21 protein-coding genes are annotated in these 20,112 nt (G+C 62.6%); 12 read left to right on the forward strand and 9 right to left on the reverse strand.

Going from position 1 to position 20,112, the window contains the following annotated elements:
* Positions 1–636, forward strand: a complete 636-nt coding sequence (locus ACFSQT_RS00110) for a DUF1326 domain-containing protein (RefSeq protein ID WP_379016414.1) — start codon at positions 1–3, stop codon at positions 634–636.
* Between the two features lie 9 nt (positions 637–645).
* Positions 646–1,506, forward strand: a complete 861-nt coding sequence (locus tag ACFSQT_RS00115) for a DUF2182 domain-containing protein (protein WP_379016415.1) — start codon at positions 646–648, stop codon at positions 1,504–1,506.
* Here the strand turns inward: ACFSQT_RS00115 and ACFSQT_RS00120 are convergent.
* The gene (locus ACFSQT_RS00120; RefSeq protein WP_379016416.1) at positions 1,494–1,922 is read right to left on the reverse strand and encodes a hypothetical protein; all 429 of its coding nucleotides are present in this window, start codon (positions 1,920–1,922) and stop codon (positions 1,494–1,496) included. The genes ACFSQT_RS00115 and ACFSQT_RS00120 overlap by 13 nt on opposite strands.
* On the opposite strand from ACFSQT_RS00120, the gene ACFSQT_RS00125 reads away from it, so the two are divergent.
* The 5 genes from ACFSQT_RS00125 to ACFSQT_RS00145 all read left to right on the forward strand — a co-directional run bounded on the left by ACFSQT_RS00125 (position 1,921) and on the right by ACFSQT_RS00145 (position 6,975).
* Positions 1,921–2,949 carry an amino acid ABC transporter substrate-binding protein gene (locus ACFSQT_RS00125; RefSeq protein ID WP_379016417.1) on the forward strand — a complete coding sequence of 343 codons (1,029 nt, stop codon included), beginning with the start codon at positions 1,921–1,923 and terminating at the stop codon, positions 2,947–2,949. The genes ACFSQT_RS00120 and ACFSQT_RS00125 overlap by 2 nt on opposite strands.
* A gap of 64 nt (positions 2,950–3,013) precedes the next feature.
* On the forward strand, positions 3,014–4,201 hold the full coding sequence (locus ACFSQT_RS00130) for an amino acid ABC transporter permease (protein ID WP_379016418.1): 1,188 nt from the start codon (positions 3,014–3,016) through the stop codon (positions 4,199–4,201).
* A gap of 4 nt (positions 4,202–4,205) precedes the next feature.
* On the forward strand, positions 4,206–5,363 hold the full coding sequence (locus tag ACFSQT_RS00135) for an amino acid ABC transporter permease (protein WP_379016419.1): 1,158 nt from the start codon (positions 4,206–4,208) through the stop codon (positions 5,361–5,363).
* 78 nt (positions 5,364–5,441) lie between these two features.
* On the forward strand, positions 5,442–6,191 hold the full coding sequence (locus ACFSQT_RS00140) for an amino acid ABC transporter ATP-binding protein (RefSeq protein ID WP_031252160.1): 750 nt from the start codon (positions 5,442–5,444) through the stop codon (positions 6,189–6,191).
* 115 nt (positions 6,192–6,306) lie between these two features.
* Positions 6,307–6,975 (forward strand): TIGR02117 family protein, encoded by a 669-nt coding sequence (locus tag ACFSQT_RS00145; protein WP_379016420.1) that lies wholly within the window; start codon positions 6,307–6,309, stop codon positions 6,973–6,975.
* A gap of 54 nt (positions 6,976–7,029) precedes the next feature.
* On the opposite strand, the gene ACFSQT_RS00150 is transcribed toward ACFSQT_RS00145, so the two are convergent.
* Both ACFSQT_RS00150 and ACFSQT_RS00155 read right to left on the reverse strand, forming a co-directional pair.
* On the reverse strand, positions 7,030–8,271 hold the full coding sequence (locus ACFSQT_RS00150; protein ID WP_379016421.1) for an FAD-dependent monooxygenase: 1,242 nt from the start codon (positions 8,269–8,271) through the stop codon (positions 7,030–7,032).
* Positions 8,272–8,290: 19 nt separating this feature from the next.
* Positions 8,291–8,536 carry a zinc-finger domain-containing protein gene (locus tag ACFSQT_RS00155; protein ID WP_378979043.1) on the reverse strand — a complete coding sequence of 82 codons (246 nt, stop codon included), beginning with the start codon at positions 8,534–8,536 and terminating at the stop codon, positions 8,291–8,293.
* Between the two features lie 234 nt (positions 8,537–8,770).
* On the opposite strand from ACFSQT_RS00155, the gene ACFSQT_RS00160 reads away from it, so the two are divergent.
* The 4 genes from ACFSQT_RS00160 (at position 8,771) to ACFSQT_RS00175 (ending at position 14,192) form a co-directional block, all read left to right on the forward strand.
* Positions 8,771–10,972: an RNA degradosome polyphosphate kinase gene (locus ACFSQT_RS00160; protein ID WP_379016422.1), complete on the forward strand. Its 2,202-nt coding sequence runs from the start codon at positions 8,771–8,773 to the stop codon at positions 10,970–10,972.
* Positions 10,972–12,507: an exopolyphosphatase gene (ppx, locus tag ACFSQT_RS00165; protein ID WP_379016424.1), complete on the forward strand. Its 1,536-nt coding sequence runs from the start codon at positions 10,972–10,974 to the stop codon at positions 12,505–12,507. Before ACFSQT_RS00160 ends, ppx begins: the two co-directional genes overlap by 1 nt.
* Before the next feature lie 80 nt (positions 12,508–12,587).
* The gene (locus ACFSQT_RS00170; RefSeq protein ID WP_379016426.1) at positions 12,588–13,661 is read left to right on the forward strand and encodes a serine hydrolase domain-containing protein; all 1,074 of its coding nucleotides are present in this window, start codon (positions 12,588–12,590) and stop codon (positions 13,659–13,661) included.
* Between the two features lie 93 nt (positions 13,662–13,754).
* The gene (locus ACFSQT_RS00175; RefSeq protein ID WP_379016427.1) at positions 13,755–14,192 is read left to right on the forward strand and encodes a VOC family protein; all 438 of its coding nucleotides are present in this window, start codon (positions 13,755–13,757) and stop codon (positions 14,190–14,192) included.
* 32 nt (positions 14,193–14,224) lie between these two features.
* On the opposite strand, the gene ACFSQT_RS00180 is transcribed toward ACFSQT_RS00175, so the two are convergent.
* The 4 genes from ACFSQT_RS00180 to ACFSQT_RS00195 form a co-directional block, all read right to left on the reverse strand.
* Positions 14,225–14,632 (reverse strand): DoxX family protein, encoded by a 408-nt coding sequence (locus tag ACFSQT_RS00180; RefSeq protein WP_379016428.1) that lies wholly within the window; start codon positions 14,630–14,632, stop codon positions 14,225–14,227.
* A 161-nt stretch (positions 14,633–14,793) separates the two neighbouring features.
* On the reverse strand, positions 14,794–15,213 hold the full coding sequence (locus tag ACFSQT_RS00185) for a DoxX family protein (RefSeq protein ID WP_379016429.1): 420 nt from the start codon (positions 15,211–15,213) through the stop codon (positions 14,794–14,796).
* A 181-nt stretch (positions 15,214–15,394) separates the two neighbouring features.
* Complete coding sequence (gene fumC, locus ACFSQT_RS00190) at positions 15,395–16,792, reverse strand: class II fumarate hydratase (RefSeq protein WP_379016431.1); 1,398 nt, start codon at positions 16,790–16,792, stop codon at positions 15,395–15,397.
* Between the two features lie 226 nt (positions 16,793–17,018).
* Positions 17,019–17,513, reverse strand: a complete 495-nt coding sequence (locus ACFSQT_RS00195) for a cupin domain-containing protein (RefSeq protein WP_379016432.1) — start codon at positions 17,511–17,513, stop codon at positions 17,019–17,021.
* 110 nt (positions 17,514–17,623) lie between these two features.
* Here ACFSQT_RS00195 and ACFSQT_RS00200 point away from each other — a divergent pair, with 110 nt between their 5' ends.
* On the forward strand, positions 17,624–18,589 hold the full coding sequence (locus ACFSQT_RS00200; RefSeq protein ID WP_379016434.1) for a LysR family transcriptional regulator: 966 nt from the start codon (positions 17,624–17,626) through the stop codon (positions 18,587–18,589).
* A gap of 11 nt (positions 18,590–18,600) precedes the next feature.
* Here ACFSQT_RS00200 and ACFSQT_RS00205 read toward each other — a convergent pair whose 3' ends face one another.
* Positions 18,601–19,359 (reverse strand): SDR family NAD(P)-dependent oxidoreductase, encoded by a 759-nt coding sequence (locus tag ACFSQT_RS00205; protein ID WP_379016435.1) that lies wholly within the window; start codon positions 19,357–19,359, stop codon positions 18,601–18,603.
* 114 nt (positions 19,360–19,473) lie between these two features.
* On the reverse strand, positions 19,474–20,112 hold the full coding sequence (betI, locus tag ACFSQT_RS00210) for a choline-binding transcriptional repressor BetI (protein ID WP_379016437.1): 639 nt from the start codon (positions 20,110–20,112) through the stop codon (positions 19,474–19,476).

Here is a 20,112-nt window from a genome sequence, read left to right on the forward strand (position 1 = left end):
ATGACCGACGTCAAGTGGATGATCAAGGCGCGCGAGTTCGTCAACTGCAACTGCGCCTATGGCTGCCCGTGCCAGTTCAACGCCTTGCCGACGCATGGATCCTGCCGGGCGGTGATCGGCGTGGAAATCGAAAGCGGCTATCACGGCGACACCAAGCTGGATGGCTTGCGCTTTGCCGGTGTCTTTCGCTGGCCCGGTGCAATCCACCAAGGCAAGGGCGAGGCGGCAGTGGTCATTGACGAGCGGGCGACCGAGGCGCAGCGCGGAGCGCTGCTTCGCATTCTCAGCGGTGAGGACACCGAACCCGGTGCGACCATATTCCAGGTCTTTTCGACAACGCTCGAAACGGTTCACGATCCGATCTTCGCGGCAATAGACTTCGAAGTCGACGTCGATGCCCGAGCGGCTCGCCTGGACGTGCCGGGCGTAGCCTCGGGCCACGGCGAGCCGATCAAGAATCCTGTCACCGGCGCAGAGCATCGGGCGCGCATCGACCTGACACATGGTTTCGAATATTCGCTTGCCGAAGTCGGGCGCGGCTGGACCAAGGCAACCGGCCCGATCAAGTTTGAAGTGGCGGACTCGCACAGCCATTTCGCCAATTTGCACCTCTCGCAAAGCGGCATCGTGCATTGACCTGATCCAATGAGCGACACGGCCCTCGAGGCGGTGCTGCGGCGCGACCGCACGGTCGTGGCGGCCGCGCTCGTCCTCATTGCCGTGCTCGCGTGGGCCTATGTCCTGTGGCTCGCCGCCGACATGGCCATGCCGGATGCCGCCACACCGAGCGCCGCGAGCGGCGGCACGGCTGGCATGGACATGTCGGGTATGGACATGGGCGGCATGGACATGGGCGCTGCGGTGGCGCCCGGCTTCCGGGCTTGGGCGCCAGCCGATTTCGCGTTCATCTTCGCCATGTGGGCCGTCATGATGGTTGGCATGATGACGCCGTCGGTCGCGCCGATGGTGCTGCTCTATGCCGGGGTCGGTCGCAAGGCGCGGGCGGGTGGCCGGCCCATCGCATCGACGGCATGGTTTTTTACCGGCTATCTGCTCGTCTGGGTTGCCTTCAGCGTGGCGGCGACCGGCGCGCAATGGCTGCTGGCCAGTCTCACCTTGCTGAACCCGACGATGGCAACCAACAGTACGGTTCTCGGCGGCCTCGTTCTGATCGCCGCCGGCCTCTATCAATGGACGCCGATGAAGGGTGTCTGCCTGCGGCAATGCCAGGCACCGATCGCATTTCTGGCCAGTCATGGCGGGTTCCGCTCCGATCCGCTTGGTGCGCTTCGATTCGGGATCGATCATGGCGCCTATTGCCTCGGCTGCTGCTGGGCGTTGATGACGCTCCTGTTCGTCGGCGGCGTCATGAACGTGCTGTGGATCGCCGGCATCGCGATCCTCATTCTCCTGGAGAAGACCGTCCCGACCGGGCAGCTGATCCCGCGCATCTCTGGCGCGCTGATGGCGGCGATCGGTGTATGGCTGGTCGTTCAAGCACTCTGAGCTTGCTCCTCCCGATCCGCGGCTGCACGGCCATGCTGCCCTGTCGCTCGCCATGTGACAGTCTTTGGATATGCCAATTCATCCCGGGATGAATTCAGCAACGCGCAGTAAATCCGCCGGATGGATTCCGGATCCGCGCCGACCGGATTTTGCCGATTTTGTTTGCGCGGCTTGCTAATTTCCTGGTGCCCTTGGCTGCAATTCAGGCACTTGCGGCTGTTGGTTTTCAAACTCTTTCGAATTCGGTCATTTTCCTTGACCTCACGGGAATTATCGCCTTCGATGCCGTTCGTGAATGGGAGGCGGCGCGTCGGTTGCGATGCGGGGTTCCGGTATGGGCCGGAATGGGAGCTGCGTTCACACGGGAAAGGATCAGGGTTTGCCTGAAAAAACAGAGAAAAGGGTCTGTGGGTCATGAAACATATTGCTATCGGCATTCTTGGCGCCGCCACGCTTGGGTTGATGGCGTCTGCCGCCTCGGCATCGACGCTCGACACCGTTAAGGCGAAAGGCTTCATCCAGTGCGGTGTCTCGACCGGCCTGGCTGGCTTCTCGGCGCCGGACGACAAGGGTGACTGGCAAGGCATTGACGCGGATTTCTGCCGCGCTGTCGCGGCCGCCGTCTTTGGTGACGGCACCAAGGTCAAGTTCACCCCGCTCAGCGCCAAGGAGCGGTTCACCGCGCTGCAGTCCGGCGAGGTCGACATCCTGTCGCGCAACACCACCTGGACCATCAACCGCGACACCGCACTTGGCCTGAACTTCGTCGGCACCACCTACTATGACGGTCAAGGCTTCATGATCAATGCCAAGAAGCTGCCGGGCGTCAATTCCGCGCTGCAGCTTTCCGGCGCCGCCGTCTGCGTGCAGAGCGGTACGACCACCGAACTCAACCTCGCCGACTATTTCAAAGCCAACAAGATGGAGTACAACCCGGTCGTCTTCGAGAAGCTGGAAGAGGTCAACGCCGCCTATGACGCCGGCCGTTGCGACGTCTACACCACCGATCAGTCGGGTCTTTATGGCATTCGCCTGACGCTGGGCGCGCCGGCCGACCACGTCGTGCTGCCCGAGATCATCTCGAAAGAGCCGCTCGGACCGGCCGTGCGCCAGGGCGACGACCAGTGGTACCACATCGTCAAGTGGACCTATTTCGCGCTGCTCGACGCCGAGGAACTCGGCATCACCAAGGCCAATGTCGACGAAATGAAGGGCTCCGCCAGCCCGGAGATCAAGCGCGTGCTCGGCCAGGAAGCCGATACCAAGATCGGCACCGATCTGGGCGTTTCCAATGACTGGGTCGTCAACATCGTCAAGGCCGTCGGCAACTACGGCGAAATGTTCGACCGCAATGTCGGCTCCGGCAGCCCGCTCAAGATCGCCCGCGGCATCAACGCGCTGTGGACCAAGGGCGGCCTGCAATACGCCCCGCCGATCCGCTGATCGAAATGTGATCCGGAAGGCAGATCGTCTGCCTTCCGGTTTCTCTTTCCAGGGGGATGGTCGAATGGCATCGCAGGAAGTTCTTCGCGAGGAGCCAAGTCGCGCTTCTCTCATAAACGATCCGAAAGTCCGCAGCATTTTCTATCAATGCCTGGTCATCGCTTTGCTGGTGGCCGGTGTCTGGTGGATCGTCCACAACACCATCGTGAACCTGACGAACCTGCACATTGCCTCCGGCTTCGCCTTTCTGAGAGGCCGCGCCGGCTTCGATATTTCCGATACGGCGATCGCCTATACGTCGGACTCCACCTATGGCCGGGCCATCATCGTCGGCTTGATCAACACGTTGATCGTCGCGTTTGTCGGTATCATCACCGCCACCATCATTGGTTTCATCGTCGGCATCGGCCGGCTGTCGAAAAACTGGCTGATCCAGAAGATCTGTACCGTCTATGTCGAGGTGTTCCGCAACATTCCGCCGCTGCTGGTCATCTTCTTCTGGTATTCCGGCGTGCTGGCCGTGCTGCCGGCGCCACGCGACAGCATCAACCTGCCGTTCGGCTCGTTCCTCAACCAGCGCGGCTTCTATTTTCCACGTGCCGTGTGGGGCGACGGCTCCTGGCTGATCCTGGTGGGACTGCTTGCCGGCATCGCCATGGCGTGGTTCGTCGCCCGAAAGGCGCATCAGCGGCAGATGGCGACCGGCCAGCAATTCCCGGTGTTCTGGACATCGCTGGCGCTGATTATCGGGCTTCCGCTACTCGCCTATGCGCTGAGCGGCTTTCCGCTAACCTTCGATTTTCCGAAGCAATCGACTTTCAACCTGACTGGCGGCTTCGTCGTCAAGCCGGAATTCCTGTCGCTCTATCTGGCGCTGTCCTTCTATACCGCCGCCTTCATCGCCGAGATCGTGCGCGCCGGCATTCGCGGCGTCGCCAAGGGTCAGAGCGAGGCCACGGCTGCTCTCGGCCTGCGGTCTGGCCAGACGCTGCGGCTGGTGGTTGTGCCGCAGGCCATGCGCATCGTCATTCCGCCGCTGGCCAGCCAGTATCTCAACCTGACCAAGAATTCGTCGCTCGCCATCGCGATCGGCTATCCCGACTTGACGGCGACGACCGGTACGGTGCTCAACCAGACAGGCCAGGCGGTGGAATGCGTGGTCATCATGATGGTGATCTATCTGGCCATCAGCCTTCTGACCTCGCTGTTGATGAACTGGTTCAACGCCAAAATGGCGCTGGTGGAGAGGTAGGGACATGCAAGAACATGATATGTCCTGGGTGCGCACCGAAATGGCGCTGGCGCAACCGGCGCCGGCCGGCGTCGTGGGCTTCAGTGCCTGGGTGCGGAAGAACCTGATCGCCTCGGTGGGCGACACCATTCTCACCATTATCGGTATCGCGCTGGTGGTGATGATCCTGCCGCAAATCATCAACTGGGCGTTCATCAACGCTGTGTGGACGGGACCTAACCGGACCGTGTGCGCCACGGTGGCGCAGGGTGGTATCCAGCCGGATGGCTGGTCCGGCGCCTGCTGGGCCTTTGTCAACGCCAAATTCGGCCAGCTCATGTTCGGCACCTATCCGATCGAGGAGCGCTGGCGGCCGATCCTGGTAGGCATTCTGCTTGTGGTGCTTCTGGTGCCGATGCTGATACCGAGCGTACCGCGCAAGGGTCTCAACGTCCTTCTGCTGATCGTCGTTTTCCCTATCGTGTCGTTCTTCCTGCTGGTCGGTGGCGCGTTCGGTCTGGAACATGTCGAAACCGCGCGCTGGGGCGGCTTGCTGGTGACGCTGTCGCTGTCTTTCGTGGCCATCGTCGTGTCGTTGCCGCTTGGCATCGTGCTGGCGCTTGGCCGGCGCTCCAAGATGCCGGTCGTCAAGATGCTGTGCGTCATCTTCATCGAAGCCGTGCGGGGCATTCCGCTGATCACCGTTCTCTTCATGGCCAGCGTCATGCTGCCGCTGTTCCTGCCGCCGGGCGTCACCTTCGACAAGTACCTGCGGGCGCTGATCGGCGTGTCCCTGTTTGCCGCCGCCTATATGGCTGAAGTGGTGCGCGGCGGCCTGCAGGCGATTCCCAAAGGTCAATATGAAGGTGCCGATTCCCTCGGCCTCGGCTATTGGCAGAAGATGTATTTGATCGTCATGCCGCAGGCGCTGAAGCTGGTGATCCCGGGCATCGTCAACACCTTCATCGGCATGTTCAAGGACACCAGCCTGGTCACGATCATTTCGATGTTCGACCTGCTCGGCATCGTCAAGCAGAACTTCTCCGACGCCAACTGGGCGACGGCGCAGACCGCCAGATCGGGTCTGATCTTCGCGGCCTTCGTCTTCTGGCTGTTCTGCTTCGGCATGTCGCGCTATTCAATGTACACCGAACGCCGGCTCGACACCGGCCACAAACGCTAAACAAAAGAACAAGGGGATCCTGTCATGGCCACCGAAAATGCCGTCAGCGCCGAAGAGATCAAGGTCAACGCCGCCAAGATGCACATCTCCGACACCGATGTCGCCATCGACATCATCGCCATGCACAAATGGTACGGCGAGTTCCATGTGCTGAAGGACATCAACCTGAAAGTGATGCGTGGCGAGCGCATCGTCATCTGCGGCCCGTCGGGTTCCGGCAAATCGACGATGATCCGCTGCATCAACCGGCTCGAAGAGCACCAGAAGGGCAAGATTATCGTCGACGGCAAGGAACTGACCAACGATCTCAAGAAGATCGACGAGGTGCGCCGCGAGGTTGGCATGGTGTTCCAGCACTTCAACCTGTTCCCGCATCTGACCATCCTGGAAAACTGCACGCTGGCGCCGATCTGGGTGCGCAAGACGCCGAAGAAGCAGGCCGAGGAAATCGCCATGCACTTCCTCAAGCGCGTCAAGATCCCCGAACAGGCCAACAAATATCCGGGCCAACTGTCCGGCGGCCAGCAGCAGCGCGTGGCGATTGCCCGCTCGCTGTGCATGAACCCGCGCATCATGCTGTTCGACGAGCCGACCTCGGCGCTCGATCCGGAAATGATCAAGGAAGTGTTGGAGACGATGGTCGGTCTGGCCGAAGAAGGCATGACCATGCTGTGCGTCACCCACGAGATGGGCTTTGCCCGCAAGGTCGCCAACCGCGTGATCTTCATGGACCAGGGCCAGATCGTCGAGCAGAACACGCCGGCCGAGTTCTTCGACCATCCGCGCCACGAGCGCACGAAACTGTTCCTGTCGCAGATCTTGCACTAGGCCTTCGATAGCCAGGAAGAGCCCGGCTGAAATAGTGCCGGGCTCTTTTGCGTATGGACGAGCAGGAGGCGGGCGGTTTGTGTCGTGCCGGGGTGCGTTTGCAAGGCCGCCATTCATGAAAAAGCTGGGACGGTTTCTAGGCCTGCTGTTGATCGTCGTTGCGCTCGCTGTGACGCTGGGCACGCTCGTGCCACGGCCGCTGTGGCGGGCGGCCGCCGCCGCGCCCGCCGCCATGCACCACATCCTCGTGCTGGACAACCCGATCCACACCGACATCGCTATCCCGGTCGACGACAGGGTGCGCCAGCGTTTCCATTTTCTGGTCAACGCCGGCATACCGGCCGATAGCCCCGAGGTTCGCTACATCGTCTTCGGCTGGGGCGGTCGCGCCTTCTACCTGGAGACGCCGACCTGGTCCGAGCTCAAAGCCATTCCGGTGATGAAGGCGTTGACCCTCGACGCGTCGGTCATGCATGTCGATGTCGCTGGAGACATCGTCGAACCGCATCCGGATGCTGCCGGCTTCGATATCGGCGAGGAGCGTTTTGCGGCGCTGCTCGATTTCATCGATGCGAGTTTCCAGCGGGGACCGAAAGGCCCGTTGCTTGTTCCGGACGCGGCCTATTCCAGGTTCGACGGTTTCTATGAAGCCAACGGCCATTTCAACGCACTGGTCGGCTGCAACACCTGGACGGCGGCTGGATTGCGCACCGCCGGCCTGCGCACCGGCTGGTGGAACCCGTTGCCGGTTTCGCTCGGCCTGTCGATGCGGCTGTATAATTAGAACTGCATCGGGCTCTGCAGTCAGCAAAACTGTTCTAACCGCCTGTCGCGCGTTTCAGGTTTCGCCACGCTCCGGCGGCCGCCAGCCATAAAGCCAGTCCAGATCAGCGGCGAGCTTTTCCGACGAGCGCATTTTCAGGAACAGGTTGCGTGCGATAGCCACTGGACCCGCTGCATGCCAGGCAAGGCGGTTGAGGGCGCCGCGCCGGGCCGCCTTGGCGACGCGCGGCCGTCGCAGGGTCTCCCAGATTTGAAGACCTCTTGCCGGATCGGCGGGAAAGTCGGCAACGACACTCGCAAGCGTCGCCGCATCCTCGATCGCCATAGCCGCGCCTTGTGCCGCAAAGGGCGTCATCGCATGCGCGGCATCGCCGATCAGCGCGATGCCGTCCGGCGTTGTCCAAGGCTGCCTCTGCTCAACCGTGTGGAGCGGCCAGGTTAGCCACGGGCCGGCCATTTCCAGCAGCCTTGCAAGGCCCGGCGCGGTGCCGCGTATTGCGGCGGCGAGGATGCCGGGATCGGCATGGCCGGACCAGCCTTCGGCGATACGCTCGCCCCTGGTGAAGGCGACGAGGTTAAAGGCGTCGCCCTTGCAGACGGGATAGGCGACCATATGGAAGCCAGGATGCAGAAAGGTCGTCACACAGTCGGCCGCTCCGACTGCGGCAAAGGCTTGCCCGGCGGCGCTGTCAACCGCGACGGTGGTGCGCCAAGCCAGTTCACCGGAAAAACGGCTTCTAGGCGATGCCGTCCCCTTGATCGAATCGACAAGCGCGCGCACCGATGACCAGACGCCATCGGCGCCGACCAGCAGGAAGCCCTCGGCCCCGACTGTCTCACCGGCCATCTCGGCAGCCATGGTGACGCCATGGCTGCCTTTGGCAACGCTGTCGATGCGCGCGCCGGTGGTCAGAAGAATGTTCGGCATCTCGGCAACGCGCGCAGTCAGCGCGCTCTGCAGGTCGGCCCTGTGAGCGACGAGATAGGGTGCCTGCCAGCGGGCTTCGGCGGCTTGTCCGAGCGGCACGCGTGCCAGTTCACGCAATGTCGCGGCGTCCTTCAGCACCACGGCCTCGGGCCGCACCGCCGCCGGCAGCAGCCGGTCGAGCACGCCGAGCTGGCGAAGAATGCGTGTTGCGTTGGGAGAAAGCTGGAGGCCGGCGCCTGCCGCTTCCAGGCGCTGCGCCTGTTCAAATATCTGCACAGGGTAACCGCGCTCGGCGAAGGCCAACGCTACGGTCAGTCCGGCGACGCCCGCCCCGGCGACGATGACTTGCCGGGACCGCGTGTCGTCCATCGGGCTTGTTGCGACCGAATCAGGCAGCCTGGTCGATGTAGATACAGCCGGCCGGCAGCGTTTCCGTCGCCTTCAGCTTTGGCGAATAGCGGTAGAGCGTCGAGCAATAGGGGCACACTTTTTCGTTGTCGTCGCCCATGTCGAGAAACACATGCGGATGGTCGAAAGGCGGGTTGGCGCCCGTGCACATGAATTCCTTGACGCCGATGTCGATCGCCGGGTGGCCCGCATCGTTCTGGAAATGGGGAATGGAACCGCCTGCCATCGTCGTCTCCTTAACGCAGTCTCTTCTGCATCTGGATCATATCAGGTCTCTTTGCAAGTTCGATGAAATCAAACTGTCGCAAAAGCCTGTCAGAGGATAAGTTAAGCCGGTTAAGGCATGACCCCGAAAACGGAATCGGTTTACGGGGAGGATCATGCTTCGCTTCAGGACACCTGGTCGCATCCGGGAGGATCGCGTCGCTCGGTGGCAAAGCGTTCGGAAAGAGCAGGAACAATGAGCGAACTGAAGCCGATACAGAGCGAATTCGTGAATGTCGAGGTGGTTCGCCCGGAGGGCGGCAACCCGGATCGCTTTGTCAACCGGGAGTTTTCCTGGCTGCAGTTCAACCGGCGCGTTCTCGAGGAATCGCTGAACCTCAATCATCCGCTGCTGGAGCGCGTCCGCTTCCTGTCGATCTCGGCCGCCAATCTCGACGAGTTCTTCATGGTTCGCGTCGCCGGTCTTGCCGGCCAGGTGCGCGAGGGCATCACGCTGAAGAGCCCTGACGGGCGCACCCCCGAACAGCAACTCGAACAGTTGCTGCGCGAGGTCGAGCGGCTGCAGGAAGACCAGCAGAAGAGCCTTTCGGCGCTCACCGTGCTGCTCAACAGGGAAGGCATAGAGAGCATCACCCGCGACGCGCTGACCAAGGACGAGAAGGTCTGGCTGGAGGAGCATTTCCAGGAGCAGGTGTTTCCGGTGCTCACCCCGTTGTCGATCGACCCGGCGCATCCGTTCCCGTTCATTCCCAATCTCGGTTTCTCGATGGCGCTGCAATTGCGCCATCGCAAGAACGGCGAAGAGATGAGCGCGCTTTTGCGCCTGCCGGTGGCGTTGAAGCGCTTCATCCGTTTGCCCGACCGCAAGCACCATGTCCGCTTCATCCCGCTGGAAGAGGCGGTCGGCCTTTACATCGGCAAGCTGTTCCCCGGCTATGAGGTCAAGGGCTCCGGCACGTTCCGCATCATCCGCGACAGCGATATCGAGGTCGAGGAGGAATCCGAGGATCTCGTGCGCCTGTTCGAGACGGCGCTGAAGCGCCGCCGCCGCGGCTCGGTGATCCGCATAGAATTCGACATGCTGATGCCGGCGGAATTGCGCGACTTCGTCGCCGGCGAGCTTGGCGTGTCGTCGAGCCGCATCAGCGTTCTGACCGGTCCGCTGGCGCTCAGCCAGATTTCCGAGATCGTCGCCGTCCCCCGCGACGACCTCAAGTTCACGCCTTACAATCCGCGCTTTCCCGAACGCATCCGCGAGCATGGCGGCGACTGCTTCGCCGCCATCCGCGAGAAGGACATCGTCGTCCATCATCCCTACGAATCCTTCGATGTGGTGGTGCAGTTCCTGCGCCAGGCGATGGCCGACCCCGAAGTGGTGGCGATCAAGCAGACGCTTTACCGCACCTCCAACGACAGTCCGATCGTGCGTGCGCTGGTCGACGCGGCCGAGGCCGGCAAGTCGGTCACCGCTCTGGTCGAGCTCAAGGCGCGTTTCGACGAGGAAGCCAACATCCGCTGGGCGCGCGACCTGGAGCGTGCCGGCGTGCAGGTCGTGTTCGGATTCCTTGAGCTGAAGACCCATGCGAAGATGTCGCTGGTGGTGCGGCGCGAGGACGGCAAGCTGCGCAACTACGTGCATCTCGGCACCGGCAACTACCATCCGGTCACCGCGCGCATCTACACCGATCTGTCCTTCTTCACCACCGATCCGACGATCGCACGCGATGTCGCCCAGCTCTTCAATTTCATCACCGGCTATGCCGAGCCGACGGATGAAATGCGGTTGGCGATCTCGCCGTTCACGCTGCGAAGCCGCATCTTGAAGCATATTGCCGACGAGATCGCTCATGCGGTGGAGGGGAGGCCGGCGCGCATATGGATGAAGATGAACGCGCTTGTCGATCCGATCATCATCGATGCGCTCTATGACGCCGGCCGTGCCGGCGTCGAGATCGACCTCGTCGTGCGCGGCATCTGCTGCCTGCGGCCGCAGGTGCCGGGCCTGTCGGAAAACATCCGTGTGAAATCGATCGTCGGCCGTTTTCTCGAGCACAGCCGCATCTATTGTTTCGGCAATGGCCATGGGCTGCCCTCGGACGAGGCGATCGTCTACATCTCTTCGGCCGACCTCATGCCGCGCAATCTCGACCGCCGCGTCGAGACCATGGTGCCGATCACCAATCCAACTGTGCATGAACAGATCCTGGGTCAGATCATGCTGGGCAACATCATGGACAATCAGCAAAGTTTCGACGTATTGGCTGATGGGACCTCCCGGCGCGTCGTGCTGGAGGAGGGCGAGGAACCGTTCAACGCGCAGGAATATTTCATGACCAATCCGAGCCTGTCGGGACGGGGTGACGCGCTGAAGTCGCATGCGCCCAAGCGCATCGCGCAATTCAAGCGCCGCAAGAAGAACGCCGCAGCGTCCACCTGATGCTGTCTGATTCCCAGGGCCGGTTGCAGGACCGCCGACCGCTGTCCATCATCGACATCGGGTCGAATTCGATCCGCCTCGTCGTCTATGAGGGGCTGGCGCGCTCGCCGACCATGCTGTTCAACGAAAAGATGCTGGCCGGTCTCGGCCGCGGCATCGTGTCGACCGGCAAACTCGACCCCGAGGCGGTGACACGCTCGATGGAAGAGTTCCGCCGCTTTCGCGCGCTCTCCGACCAAGCCGGCGCCGAGCATATGTATGTGCTGGCCACCGCCGCGGCCCGCGAGGCGGTCAATGGTCCCGATTTCATCCACCGCGCCGAGGATGTGCTCAAGACCGAGATCCGTGTGATCAGTGGTCGTCAGGAAGCCCATTATTCGGCGCTCGGCGTCATTTCGGGCTTCCACCCGGCCAATGGCATCGCCGGCGATCTGGGCGGCGGCAGCCTCGAGCTGGTCGACGTCAACGGTGAAGCGATCGGCGACGGCATCACGCTGCCACTGGGCGGCCTGCGCCTGCAGGACATGGCGAAGAACTCGCTGACCCAGGCGGCGAAGATCGCGCGCGACGAGCTCGCCAGGGCAAAGTTGTTGAAAGGCGGCCAGGGCAGGCCCTTCTACGCCGTCGGCGGCACCTGGCGAAATCTCGCCCGGCTGCACATGGAAATGACCAATTATCCGCTCGGCGTCATGCACCATTACGAGATCAGCGCCGACAGTGCGACGAACTTCCTCAAGCAGGTCGCCAAGGCCGAGATCGAGAAGGTCAAGGGTATCGAAGGCGTTTCGAAGAACCGCCGTTCGCTGCTGCCTTATGGCGCTATCGTGCTGCAGGAGATCATGGCGGCGATGCAGCCGTCGAAGATCATCGTCTCGGCGCTCGGCGTTCGCGAAGGCTTTCTCTATTCGCTGCTCGACGAGGCCGAGCAGAAGGCCGATCCGCTGATTTCGGCCTCGGAGGAACTCGCCCGGCTGCGTTCACGCTCGGTCACGCATGCGCATGAACTTGTCGACTGGACCGCCAGGACCTTTGCCGCCTTCGGCATCGACGAGACCGAGGACGAGGCGCGTTATCGCCACGCGGCCGCATTGCTGGCCGATATCGGCTGGCGCGCGCATCCCGAATATCGCGGCAAGCAGTCGCTCAACATCATCGCGCATGCGTCCTTCTTCGGCGTCGACCATCCCGGCCGCGCCTTTCTGGCTCTGGCCAACGCCTATCGTCACGACGGCATCTTCAACGAAGCCATCGCGCCCGAGATCAAGGCTCTGGCGACGCCGCGTTATCTTGAGAGGGCACGGGTGCTGGCGGCGATGATGCGCGTCGTCTACCTGCTGACGGCATCGATGCCCGGCATCATGCCCAGGCTGAAATGGGAACAGCGCGGCAACGGCGTGCTGGCGCTGGTTCTGCCTGCATCGCTGGCCGATCTCTATGGCGAACGGCCGGCCGGCCGCCTGGCGCAGCTGGCAAGGATCACCAACCGCCGGCTGGTACTGGCGGTCGAGGGCGGTCCGAGCGTTTCGGTGAAGTAGTAGCAGGGTATCCCTGGAGGCAGGATTGCCGCTCGAACTGGGAATTGCGCGACGTTAAGCAAACCATGGAGCGGGAGTTCATGACTATTGCACCGGAGTCCGCATCGTCATCCCCAGACGGGAATACTGCAAAGACGCTCGGCTTCGATCCGCAGATCCACCGCAAACTGCTGGCCGGCATCGAATCCGGCCTGCTGCGCGACCTGCATATCGTTCTCGCGGCGCGATCCGAAGAGGTGTTCCTCGAGCACTATACTGAAGGCGTGGACCAGGAATGGGGGCGTCCGCTGGGGCACGTCGCGTTCGAAGCCGGCACGCTGCATGATCTGCGCTCGGTGACGAAGAGCATCGTCAGCCTGCTTTATGGCATCGCTCTGGACAAGGGGCTGGTGCCGCCGCCCGATGCATCGCTTTTCGACCAATTTCCGGACTATGCCGATCTCGCCGCCGATGCCGCCCGCTCGAAGATCACCATCGGCCATGCGCTGACGATGACGCTCGGCATGGAATGGGACGAAAACCGCCCCTACAGCGATCCGCTAAACAGCGAGATCGCCATGGAAAATGCGCCCGATCGCTATCGCTTCATCCTTGAGCGCCCGATCGTCGCGGAGCCGGGAACACGCTGGATCTATTCCGGCGGCAGCGTAGCGCTCGTGGCTGCGATCATCGAAAGAGGCGGCGGCAAATCGCTGCCGGACTTCGCGCATGACGTGCTCTTCGCGCCACTCGGGATCGACCGGTTCCACTGGTCGGCCGGCCGTGACGGCATTGCTTCCGCCGCGTCCGGATTGCGGCTGACCGCTGCCGATCTTCTGAAGATCGGCATGCTGCTGCTCCGCAAGGGGTCGTGGAAGGGGCAGACAATCGTGTCGGCGGACTGGGTCCAGGCTTCGTTCACGCCTGCGATCTCGACCCCGGATGGCTTGGGCTATGGCCGGCTGTGGTTTGTCGGCGACGCACCGGCGCCGGCATTCGACGCGCCGCGATCATGGCATGCCGGTTTCGGCAACGGCGGACAGCGACTCTGGCTGATGCCCGAGGCGGATATTGCCGCCGTGATCTATGCCGGCAAATACAATGCCTGGGACGCCTGGGTGACGCCGACCCGCGTCTGGCGCGAGATCATTCTCGCCAACTTTCAGAGGCTCTGAGAGACCGTTTGAAAACGGGCTGGCACCTCAAGCGTCCGTCGTTGGACCAGGCGACACCTTGTAGATTGGAACGACACCTTGGAGATTGGAAACATGGCGCTCAAGCGGATGGACAACGTAGGAATCGTCGTCGAAGACCTCGGAGGGACGATTGATTTCTTTCGCGAACTCGGCCTCGAGCTCGAAGGGCGGGGCACGATCGAAGGAGAATGGGCCGGACGTGTCACTGGACTGGGCGATCAGCATGTCGAGATTGCCATGATGCGCACACCGGACGGCCACAGCCGCCTTGAGCTCTCCCGCTTCCTCACGCCGCCTGTCGTCGCGGATCACCGCAACGCCCCGGTCAACGCCCTGGGCTACCTCCGCGTCATGTTCACCGTGGACGACATCGACGAGACGCTTGAAAGGCTCCGAACGCGCGGCGCGCAGCTCGTGGGCGAAGTAGTCCAGTACAAAGACGTGTATCGGCTCTGCTACATCCGTGGGCCTGAAGGGCTTCTCATCGGACTCGCCCAAGAACTCAGCTGAGCGCAAAGCCGCCGTCAGCAGCCTAAGCAGGTTCAGGTCGCAGCGACGCGACCGTCGGCCGACCAGGCGCCGGCACCGGCCATCGCCAGCGCCACGAAACCGCCCGCAATCGCGATGTCCTTCATCAGCATCTGCTGATGCAGGAAGGCGAGCATGGCGTCGTCGCCGCCCTGGCCGTAATGGCCGGTGAAACCGGCCACAATGCAGAAGGCAGCGAGCAGCAGCGCGATGATCCTGGTCTGGAAACCGACCAGGATGAGCAGCCCGGCGATCAGTTCGAACAAGCCGGTGCCCCAGGCGGCAAGCGTCGGCAGCGGCAGGCCGAGGCCGGCGAAATAGCTTGTCGTGCCGGCAATGTCGCTCAGCGCCTGGAAACCGGAGGGCACGAAGAGGGCGGCGAGTAGCAGCCGGGAAAGCAGAAGCAATGCGTTGCAGGGCATGCCTGTCACCTCCGTTGTCGGTCGGGCAGGGTGGCTAAGACCGTTCCCCCATCCCGACGCCACGATCCTAGCAGGAATTGGTCAGCTGGACGCATGGATAGACAACGAAAAAGCGGCGCGGAAAATTCCGCGCCGCTTTGTTTTTGTATTCTGGCTGCGGATCAGCCGCGCTTGGCGTCGACCGAATAGGCGCCGGCGCCCGAGGTGGCCAGCACGATGAAGCCGCCGGCAATCCCCAGATTCTTGAGGAAGTTGATCATCTGCATCTGATCGGCCCAGCCAGTATGGGCGACCAGCGCGGTGGCAACGGTGAAGATCGCGAGCACCCAGGCGGCAATTCGGGTCTGGTAGCCGACGAGGATGGCGATGCCGCCGACAAGCTCGATCAGGCCGACGATGATGGCCGTCGCGGTCGGCAGGGGCAGACCGAGGCTGCCGAAATAGCCGGCTGTCCCGGCGATCGCGGTCAGCTTGCCGAAACCTGAAAGCAGGAAGATGGCGGCGAGCAGGATGCGACCGAGGAGGATGGTGGCTGAAGCATTGGAAGTGCCGGAACCGGCGATTGAAGTGTTGATGGACATGGTGGCTCTCTCCAGGAAGGGGTTGATACAGCCCCAGATAGAGCAAGCGGACTGTTCACCAAAGCCGCCAGACTGGCGACACATTGTTCACAGTACTTACATTTCCGCGATCGGGCGACTGACGCAAAATTCGCGTCGGATCAGGCTGCGACGCGAGTAAATTCTCCCGTCGCGAAATATCTTACCCCGGATGCGTCATGTCCTCCGGCCGCACCAGCCGGTCGTAGTCGGCTTCGCTGACCAGTCCGGTGGCCAGCGCTTCCTCGCGCAGCGTGGTGCCCCTCTTGTGCGCGGTCTTGGCTATCTTGGCGGCGTTGTCGTAGCCGATGGTCGGCGCCAGCGCCGTCACCAGCATCAGCGAGCGGTCGAGTGCGGCCTTGATGTTGTCTTCGCGAGCCTCGATGCCGACGACGCAATTGTCGGTGAAGGAGACCGAGGCGTCGGAGAGCAGCTGCACCGACTGCAGGAAATTGTAGGCCATCAAAGGGTTGTAGACGTTAAGCTCGAAATGGCCCTGGCTGCCGGCGAAGGTGAGGGACGCATTGTTGCCGAACACCTGCACGCAGACCTGGGTCATCGCCTCGCACTGGGTCGGATTGACCTTGCCGGGCATGATCGACGAGCCCGGCTCGTTTTCCGGCAATGACAGTTCGCCGAGGCCCGAACGCGGGCCCGAGCCGAGGAAGCGGATGTCGTTGGCGATCTTGAAGAGCGCCGCGGCCGCCGCGTTGATGGCGCCGTGCGAGAACACCATGGAATCGTGGGCGGCGAGCGCCTCGAACTTGTTCGGCGCGGTGACGAAGGCGATGCGGGTGATCGCAGCGATGCGGTCCGCCACCCTTTCGGCGAAGCCGACCGGCGCATTGAGGCCGGTGCCGACGGCGGTGCCACCCTGCGCCAGTTCCTGCAGGCCGGGCAGCGTCAGCTCGATGCGCTTGATCGACGAGGCGACCTGCGCGGCATAGCCCGAAAATTCCTGGCCAAGTGTCAGCGGCGTGGCATCCTGCGTGTGCGTACGGCCGATCTTGATGATGTGGGCGAAAGCCCGGCTCTTGGCGTCCAGCGTCTTGTGCAGATGCTTCAGGGCCGGCAGCAAGTCGTGCACGACGCGCTCGGCGCAGGCGATGTGCATGGCCGTCGGATAGGTGTCGTTCGACGACTGGCTCATGTTGACGTGGTCGTTGGGGTGCACCGGCTTCTTCGAGCCCATGACGCCGCCCAGCATCTCGATCGCGCGGTTTGATATCACCTCATTGGCGTTCATGTTGGACTGCGTGCCCGAGCCGGTCTGCCAGACGACCAGCGGGAAATGATCGTCGAGCTTGCCGTCGATGACCTCTTGCGCCGCCTCGACGATGGCTTTGCCGATCGCCGGGTCGAGCCGTTTCAGCTCCATGTTGGCTTCGGCCGCCGCCCGCTTGACGACGCCGAGCGCGCGCACGATCGATGCCGGCTGCTTTTCCCAACCGATCTTGAAATTGCCGAGCGAACGCTGCGCCTGCGCGCCCCAGTAACGGTCGGCGGCGACTTCGATGGGGCCGAACGTGTCGGTTTCGGTTCTGGTCTCTGCAGCGGTCACGGGTCTCTCCTTGTCGAAGTCGGCAACGGCGTATCGCGTTGCACAAATGGCTTCAAGCGGAGATTGCGGGCGCGACGAATGCAAATCGGTTGAAGGAACGCACCTCCGCCTTCTCCCGTGAGGGAAGAGGGCGGAGGCGCGCGCCGGCTTGCCGAGGTAAATGTCCTGAACGTCCAATCAAGCTGGAGCATGATGCCGAAAAGTGTGAAGCGGTTTTCGGATGACGTCATGCTCTATCTCTTTGAGTAAGCGGCGGACCAACAACGTCGATGCCATTCTTTGCGCAGAGCTGCACCAGTGCCGCTATGAGTTCCGGCGTCGGTTCCATTTGCGGCGGCAGCTCCGGCTGTTCGGCGGGGCGGCCCGCCTGACGCAGAAGCGTTTCGAAATCCGAACCGCGTGTGATGGTCAAGGTGTTCGCCCCTTCGCGCGACTCAACCCGGTAGGTGTGCGGCAGGCCTTTCGGTGCAATGACGGTTTCGCCGGCTTCTGCGATGCGTTCGTGGCCGTCGATCTGAAAGCGCAATCTCCCGTCCAGGATGTGAAACACTTCATCTTCCCGGCGATGCACATGCAGCGGCGGAGAGTCGCCGTAAGGCATGCGATGCTCGACGACAAAGATGCCGTCCTCTCCTGCGGCCGATGAGACGTGGATCGCCACGAGCGTGTTGTTGAACCAGAGGAGTTCCTTGCCTGTGATCGTCCCGGGGGTCATTGTCATGGCCGTCTGATCCTTCTGTTGCCTGTGCCGACTGGGCTGTGCCGATGACGACCTAACCAAAGACATACCGGCAACGGAAATCGAATGATCGTATGGGGCGAATAGATCTGATGAATTTGAACGCGCTCGACCTCAATCTCGTCAAGGTGTTCGACGCACTCCTGCGGGAAAGAAGCGTCACGCGTGCCGGCGAGCAGATCGGCCTCAGCCAGCCAGCTGTCAGCGCTGCGCTCAATCGCTTGCGGTATATCCTCAACGACCAGTTGTTCGTGCGGCGCGGCAATGAAATGGTGCCGACGCCGCGCGCCGAGAGCTTGGCGGAGCCGTTGCGCGCGGCGCTTCGCGAAATCGAACGTGTCTTCCAGTCCTCAAAAAACTTCGAACCGGCGGAGCTCGACCGAACCTTCACACTTATGGGGGCGGACTTCTTCTCCATGCTGCTGATGCCGTTTCTGGCGGCACGCATCGCCGCGATAGCGCCTCGCGTGTCGTTCCGCTTTCTGGACAGCGCTCGCGGCGACGTTTCGCGGCTGCTTCAGGACGATGAAATAGACGCAGCGCTCGAGCGTCCGCTGGAGGTCTCCGACTGGGTCTCAAGCACGCCCCTGTTCCATTCACCATTCGCCATCATCGCCGCGGACGACAACGCTGCGATCAGGCAGGCGGGGATCACGGAAAGCGAGCCTCTGCCGATCGAGCTTTTCTGCGAACTGCCCCACGTCCTTCGCTCTATCGATGGCTCGATGTCGGGGTCCACCGACGAGGCGCTCCGCAAGATCGGGCGAACGCGTCGTGTAAGCCTGGCACTGCCGCACTTTCAGGCTGTCGCATTGGCAGTGGCAAACGGAAACTACCTCGCGGCGGTTCCCAGGCAGTTCGCGGTTTGGGCCGCGAAGACTTTGCCCCTCGTCATCTTTGAACCGCCACTTCCCATTGCTGTTCCTGAAGTCAGGATGTACTGGCACGCGCGCCACGACGACGAGCAGCCTCATCGCTGGGTTCGCAACCAGATCCTGGAGGCGATCGGTGCTCTTGGATTTCTGGAAAGCGTCGCCACCGAAATTGTCGGCGCCTAGCGGCCGGGCGCTCACCCCGCCGTATATCCACCGTCGATCGAAAAAATGCCGCCGCTGGTCCAGGCGGCCTCGTCGCTGGCCAGATAGACCGCGATACCGGCCAGATCGTCGGGACGACCGATGCGGCCCAGCGGATAGCTGCGCTCGACATAGGCCTTCAGCTCCGCTTTTGCCTCGGCCGGCAAATTGTCGACTGTCCCGCGTCGCATGGCGGTGTCGACAGTGCCGGGCGCGATGGCATTGACGCGGATGCCGCGCGGGCCGAGTTCGAAAGCCAGCGATTTGGTCAGCGAGTTCAACGCGCCCTTCGACAGGGAATAGAGGCTGGACGGCCGCTTCGGGATCATCTTGTTGGCGAAATAGGACGAGATGTTGATCACCGACGCGCCGGCCGGCAGATGCGGCAGCAGCCCCTGGCTGAGGAAGAACACCGCCGTCACATTGATCGCGAATGATTGCTGGAACTGTTCCTCGCTGACGGTCTCGAACGGCACCAGGAAAGCGACGCCTGCATTGTTGACGAGGACATCGAGCGGCTGGCCGGATTTTTTCACCTGCTCGACGACGGCCGCGATGCCGGCTGATGTGGCAAGGTCGGCCGACAGCGTCTCGACACTGCCGCCGAGTTGCTTGGCGGCGGCATCGAGTTTTTTGGTGTCGCGGCCGACGATCAGGACGTTCGCACCCTCGCGCGAAAAGGCCTCGGCGATCGCAAGGCCGATACCATCCGACCCACCCGTAACCAGCGCGCGCTTGTTGTGAAGTCTCATTCCACGCTCCGAAGGACATTTGCCATCTCGAGAGCACCGCATATAAGCGGCCGCGGTCAAGCCGTCGGTCTATCCCATGGTATGAAACTCGGCCGGCAGGCCGCCGAGGCCGGTTTACGCGCCGCCGATCACGAGCGTCCGGGTGGCCAGCCGCGCGGCGACATAGGTCTTGACCTGGCGGATCGCCTGTTCGCGCGAGACGCTGCCCGGCTGCAGGCCGAGCCGCAGCCAAAGCCCATCGATCAGCGCGGTGACGCCAAGCGCGATGTCGTCGGCATCCGCCGATGACGCGAGGCCGTGCAGGCCGGACAACAGGTTGGAGCGCATGCGCGCGTGGAGCACCTTCTGGATACGCGCCAGCTTCTCGTCGCGCGGCACCTCGGCACAGAGCGAAAGCCAGGCATGGCACAAGGGCGGCAGGAACAGATGCTCCTCGAAATTGCCCTCGATCACCGCATCGAGGCGCTCCGCCGGCGTCCGTGCCTGGCGAAGCCGGGCGACGACTGCATCGCGCAGGACGGCGTTGGCCTCCCGCATCGCATGCTCGAACAATTCCTGCTTGTTGCGGAAATAGTGCAGCACGATGCCCTTGGAGGCGCCTGCCTGGGCCGCCACCTTTTCCAGCGTCGCGCCGGCGATGCCTTCGCGCTCCAGCACCTCGAAGGCCGCTTGCCGCAGCTCCTTGCGGCGTATCTCGCTGAGACGCTTGAGTTTCAAGGGATCGATCCACGCATTGCGAATCCACGTTGACAT

It is taken from the genome of Mesorhizobium calcicola, assembly GCF_042682105.1.
In the GTDB taxonomy this organism is placed as follows: Bacteria; Pseudomonadota; Alphaproteobacteria; order Rhizobiales; family Rhizobiaceae; genus Mesorhizobium; species Mesorhizobium calcicola.